This window comes from Magnetococcales bacterium (genome assembly GCA_015231925.1).
In the GTDB taxonomy this organism is placed as follows: domain Bacteria; phylum Pseudomonadota; class Magnetococcia; order Magnetococcales; family JADGAQ01; genus JADGAQ01.
Window position 1 is genome coordinate 1 of sequence record JADGAQ010000225.1, and the last position, 6,008, is coordinate 6,008.

The following is a 6,008-nucleotide window of genomic DNA, read 5'->3' on the forward strand; positions in this document are numbered from 1 at the left end:
CCACCTCACTTCAGCCCCCCTGTCAGGCTACGCGGGAGGGGTGGTGAATAGTTACACGGAATTATTCATACCATTCTGCTGCAATCGGACCTGGACCGCGCCATGACGGCGTCGCGCTCACCCGACGAGCCTCACCGTGAAACCGCCACGGTTCCGCTCGTCAGGACGTCGCGCGCCCTGTCCTGACGCGCCTGGCCGGTTTCGCGACAACGGTTCCGAAGGAGGTGGGATAATTTCAAGAAATGATCCTCATAAGGAATCTGCCGGCACTCAAGGGCCCGAGTATCTCGGCAGAGCGATTAACTTGATATAGATCAACAAGTTGAATCAATTAATAAAATTAGCAAAATCTATCCAATATACTCTAAAATGGCCTTGCAAGGTGAAGACTCTCCATCCGGGAAACGTCGCCCTGCGCTCTCCGGAGGTGGCCACATGTTCAGACCTTCCAGCCGAACTTCCCGTCCCCTCCCTTCGCGGCGACGACTTTGCCTCGGTCTGGTCGCCGGCCTTGTGGCCTTTTTGTCGCTGGTCAACCTCGGCATCGGGCAACCCGAAGCCTCGAAGGAACTCCGTCTGGTGGTGGCCCACACCCCGACGTTGCTGACGGGTCTGGTCACCCTGGCGCAACGCCTGGGTTACTTTCGGAATGCCGGGCTGGATGTTGTCCTCTCCGAACATGCCACCGGGGACGAGGCACTCCAGCGTGTCGAATCGGGTCAGGCGGATCTGGCAACGGTGGCGGAGACCGCTTTCGTACTGCGCCTTTTCGAACGACCGCAGCTCCGCGCCCTGGCCGTCATCGGCGGCAGCGACAACGAGGTGCGCATTCTGGCGCGAAAAGATGCGGGCATTGCCGTTCCCTCCGACCTCAACGGAAAGCGCATCGCCACCCAGAAACGCCTGTCGACCCACTTTTTTCTGGATCAGTTTCTGCTGAAAAACGGGCTTTCCATGCAGGACATCACCCCCCACTTCCATAAACTCCCCGAGTTGCCGGATCGCATCGTGGCCGGAGAAGTCGATGCGATCAGCACACGGGATCCCTTTCTGAGTCGGGCCACGGCGCGACTGGGGGAGAACGCGGTCGTTTTCGAAGCCATCGGTTTGTATGACAAGGTTTTCCTGCTGGCCACTCTCGAAGAGAGCCTTCCCGGACGTGAAAAGGCCTTGGAACGCTTTCTTCACGCCTTGATCCGGGCCGAGGCTTTCGTGCGGGATTCGGATAACGAAGCCCGGAAGCTCCTGCTGCGTCTTCTTCCGGGAGAAGAATTGGAGTCCCAGTGGCAGCACGCCCGCCTGCGGGTCTGGTTGGATCACCGCTTTTTGTTGACCCTGGAAAACGTTGCCGACTGGGCCATTCGCAACGATCTGACGGACAAGCGGACCCTGCCCAATTTCCTTTCCAACCTCGAAGCCGGACCGTTGCGCAGCGTGCGTCCGGTGGCTGTCAACCTGTTGGAGTAGGCGGGGCATGTATATTCGCACCAAACTGTTGTGGATGGGGCTGCTTCCCCTGGCCGTCTTCGTTCTGTTGACGGCGCAAGCCTTGTTGGTGCAACAGGATCTGGAGGCCATGATCGGGCGGGTGCGCCAGAGCAACGAGGTGATGAAACATTCCGCCGATCTGACGGTGCTGACCTTCGAAAATGTCATGCAGGGTGGGGAACGCCCGGAAGCCATGTGGCACGCGACTGTGCAGCGGCTCTCCGAAGCCGTGGCCTCCCTGCGACAGACGACCTCCGATACCGATGAAATCTACCTGCTCGATGCCATGTGGGAGGGGTTGGACCGCTCCGCGACGCTGCATCAGGAGTATCACCAGCAACCTCCCTCCGCCCGGACGCCCGCCTCGGCGCTTTACCGCAATCTTCTGCTGCGCCGCATTCGCATCGAGGCCCAATCGCTGGTACCTCTGACCCAGAAGCTGCATGACCGGCAACAGGCGGCCATGAGTCGGCTGGCCCATCGGCAGGGACAAGTCCATCTCCTGCTTCTGGTGATCCTGGCCACCGGCGTGGCCTTCTCCTCCGGAATCACCATTCGCGCCATCTCCCGTTCGGTATCGATTCTGAGGGAGGGGATTCGCGGCCTGGGGGCCGGCAATCTCAACCATCCCATCGTGCTGCACTCCCGCGACGAACTGCAGGATGTCGCCGATTCCCTGAACCGCATGAGCGATAACCTGAATGCCCTGACCGTCTCACGGGAAGAACTGCAAACGGAAAGAGACGCCTTGCGGGCATCGGAACAACGACTGGCCGAAGCGCTGGAGTTCAATCGACGCATCATTCACGGCGCTCCGGTGGGGGTGGTGGTTTTTCATGCCGACGGGCAAACGGTGCTTGGCAATGAAACCGCCGCACGCACCGTTGGCGCCACCATGGAGGGTTTCCTCAGCCGCAACTTCCGGCAACTCGCCTCCTGGCGGGATTCAGGTCTGCTCGAAACCGCCCTGGATTGCCTGCATAGCGGTCAGGTGCGGCGTCAGGAGGTGTTCGTTCACACCAGCTTCGGCATCGATACCTGGATCGATTGCCACCTGGCGCCCCTGACCCTTGACGCCCAGCCCCATCTGCTGGTGGTCTTTTCCGATACCACCGCCTTTCATCGCATCAAAGACGAATTGACCCGCACCAGCGAGATGGCCCAGACCGCCAATCGGGCCAAAAGTGACTTTCTGGCCAACATGAGCCATGAGATCCGCACCCCCATGAACGCCATTCTGGGCATGACCGACCTGCTGTGGGAGACCGCCCTTCTGCCGGACCAGCGGAAATATGTACACCTCAGCCGCTGTGCGGGAGAAACCCTGCTTTCCATCATCAATGATGTCCTCGATTTCTCCAAGATCGAGGCGGGCCGCATGGAACTGGAGCAGATCGACTTCGACCTGGGAGAGGAGTTGGAAACCTGCTGCGAAATCATGGCGCCACGCGCCCATGGCAAAGGTTTGGAACTGGTTTGGCGAATGGAGGGGGATGTACCGGCCCGACTGGTGGGAGATCCGGTGCGTCTGCGTCAGATCTTCCTCAATCTGGTGGGCAACGCGGTGAAATTCACCGAATCCGGGTACATCGAACTGGAGGGGAGGCGTGCCGAACCAAGGTCGGGCGATGCCGACGGAACCTGGCTGGAATTTTCCGTGCGGGATACGGGGATCGGCATTCCAAGCCATCGGCAGGGTCCTATTTTTGACAGTTTCACCCAGGCGGACAACAGCACCACCCGGCGTTTCGGGGGTACCGGCCTGGGGCTGTCCATCGTGCGACGCCTGGTGGAATTGATGGGAGGGGACGTCTCGGTGGAAAGCCGGGAAGGGGAGGGAGCCCATTTCCGCATACGCTGTCCTTTCCGGGAAGGGAGATCCTCCGCATCCGTCAGGAAGGAGGCTTTCCAGTTCCAGGGGGTTCGGGTGCTGATTGTGGACGATACGGCCCTCAACCGCCTGGTGCAGCGGGAGATGCTGGAACAACACGGGGCTCGGGTGGTGGAGGTGGAGGATGGCGTTTCGGGGTTGATGGCCATGGAGAAAGCGGTAGCCGAAGGCACGCCTTTCGACATCCTGCTGGTGGACGTGCGCATGCCGGGTATGGACGGTTTTCAGGTGGTGGAGTGCTGGAAAGCGGCGGGCCATCCGGGTACACCGATTCTGGTATTGACCTCCGATCACCGCGAACGGCACCGGGAACGCAGCGCGGCTCTGGGTATCGGCCACTATCTGGTCAAACCGGTGCGTCACCTGGAGTTTCTGCACACTGTAGCCCAGGCCCTCGGCCTCGAAAGCGGCCTTCCGGCGGAGGTCTCACCCCAGGCGGCGGAAACGGGAGCCGTTGCCCTGCAGGTGCTGCTGGTGGATGATTCCGAGGATAACAGACTGCTGATTCAAGCCTACCTGGAGAAAACCCCCCATGTATTGGAGGTGGCGGAAAACGGGGTATCGGCTCTGGAGATGCTGAAGCGGCAACGTTACGATCTGGTGCTGATGGATGTGCAGATGCCGCTGATGGACGGGCATGAGGCAACCCGCTTGTGGCGGGAGTGGGAACGGGAGCACGGGTTGCCCCGTACCACGGTGGTGGCGTTGACGGCCTACGCCCTGCAGGAAGATCTGGAGCGCAGCCTGGCCGCCGGCTGCGACGCCCACCTGAGCAAACCGATTCGCAAGGCCCGGCTGTTGGGGGTGTTGCAGGACATTGCAAAACACCCTCAACCAGAGGGCGGCACTCTTTGAGTTATTATATATTGTTTTTCTGCAATAATAATATTATAGCAATTTGACTTTCAATCGCCATTTATGCAATCATCCAAATCAATTAATAAACTATTTTTTAATCGCCCGACGGGAGAGGGGATCGGAAGAGATCAGGCTCTGTTCGAGAGTTCATGAAAGGTGATTGATTTCCTGTCATGCACATGCAGATAAGCCGGAGAGTCGATTGAAGAAGGTGTTGCCAACTTTTTTATTTTTGTAGGTCGTTTTTCGACCCCACCGACAAAAATAATATATTTTCGGGTTCTGGTCCGCCATGAGCCTTCGCCGAGAAAATTCCGGGATGCGGCGGCGATAAATTCCAGTACAGCGTCTGCCCCCTTGAATTGTTGGATAATCTCATTTTCTCGTGAGGTCTTTGCTGAGGATTTCATCTCCATAAAGAGTATGCAGTCTTGTGTTACCAACGTGTAATCGCACCGCTTGCGGTAATTTTCACGGAGGCATTCCGGGGGAGGGATTTGGTCCATGTGGATCAGAACGGCCTCTTTCGGAACATTCTCAATGTAAACTTTACTCAGCGAAGCCTGAGGATCGTTTTCCTTGAGAAGTATGGCATGAGCCGATTCCGTTTGATAGGGTATCGAAATAAAGGCGTCCTGAATTAATCTTTTTATAATTTCATGATTTTGAATCATATCAGGGCTCTCCGTAAAGGATTTCATCCTGAATACGATTCATCTCGTCTGTCGCGTCGTCAAAGCTGGAGATTCCGACTCCCTCCTCCTGCGAGACGGGAACAGGCACCAAGGTCCTGGCTCGTTGTTTCCTCTTGCCGCCTTCCAGCAAAACCATTTTCTCCGCAACGGTGTAAATTCGAACCGAATCCGCAGAGAGCAGTTCATCTCTCGAATAGTTGTATTTGTTGCGCACGGCTTCCATATGGGGGGTTTGTTTATAAAGAAGCAGTAAAGTATTTAATTCGCGCACAATGTAGTCGCTGTGGGTTGTAATGAAGACACTCACCCCCTGGTTGCACAAAATGGCCAGCAGTCGCGCCACAAGCCGCTGATTCTTCGGATGAAGGTTCAGTTCCGGTTCGTCGATGATCAGCAGGTCACCTGGCGTGGCCAAATGGGCCAGATACCCTCCCAGATGGAAGAGGGAACGGACGGAACTGGAGCTTTCATTGATGTCCAGTTTCAGCTTGACGTTCTCCTCCGGAACAAAAACAAGTTTGCTGTTCTTGAATTCGAACTTTCCTCCGCAAAGGGTTTGGAATCGCGTGGCGATCAGGGCCGCACTCCGTTTGAGGCTGTTGGTTTCTTTGCTGATGGATTCGTAATCCCTGGCAAAATCGACATTGGCATTGACAGGCAAGGCATAACGTGAGTAGGCCTTTTGCAACAACTCGAACGGATCGAGATCCTTGCCCTGGGAGGCCATGGTTTCCAGCAGGCGATTACGGGTGATATCCAACTCCCGCCGAAAAATGGCCGCCCCCGTTCTTTCGACGCTGGCAATGAAGGGCTTGGGGAGAATGGTATTAAAAAGAATTTCCTTGACCGCACCCCCGATAATGCGTTGCAGGATCAACCGATGGGGAATCGCATTTTCCTTGCCGAGAAGAGAAAAGGCGATCTCTTCACTCCCGTTCTCGACGGTGATACTCATGATCTGATTTTGCCCGCTGCTTACCTGCTGCTCGAAGAAGGTGAGCTGTTTCAGTACGTCTTTCTCGATTGTTACCCGAATCTTGGCTAATGGGAAAAAAGAAGCGTCAGCAGCGAAAACA

At 56.8% G+C, this 6,008-nt stretch carries 4 protein-coding genes; 2 read left to right on the top strand and 2 right to left on the bottom strand.

What is annotated here, in order from left to right; translation table 11 throughout:
• The first annotated feature begins 435 nt into the window (after positions 1-435).
• The gene (locus HQL56_17550) at positions 436-1,467 is read left to right on the top strand and encodes an ABC transporter substrate-binding protein (GenBank protein ID MBF0311324.1); all 1,032 of its coding nucleotides are present in this window, start codon (positions 436-438) and stop codon (positions 1,465-1,467) included.
• A 7-nt stretch (positions 1,468-1,474) separates the two neighbouring features.
• Positions 1,475-4,234, top strand: coding sequence for a response regulator (locus tag HQL56_17555; GenBank protein ID MBF0311325.1), 2,760 nt, complete (start codon positions 1,475-1,477; stop codon positions 4,232-4,234).
• Positions 4,235-4,365: 131 nt separating this feature from the next.
• On the opposite strand, the gene HQL56_17560 is transcribed toward HQL56_17555, so the two are convergent.
• Positions 4,366-4,911, bottom strand: coding sequence for a hypothetical protein (locus tag HQL56_17560; protein ID MBF0311326.1), 546 nt, complete (start codon positions 4,909-4,911; stop codon positions 4,366-4,368).
• A 1-nt stretch (position 4,912) separates the two neighbouring features.
• Positions 4,913-6,008, bottom strand: a 1,096-nt coding sequence (locus HQL56_17565) for an AAA family ATPase (protein MBF0311327.1), incomplete at its 5' end; no start/stop codon positions are given.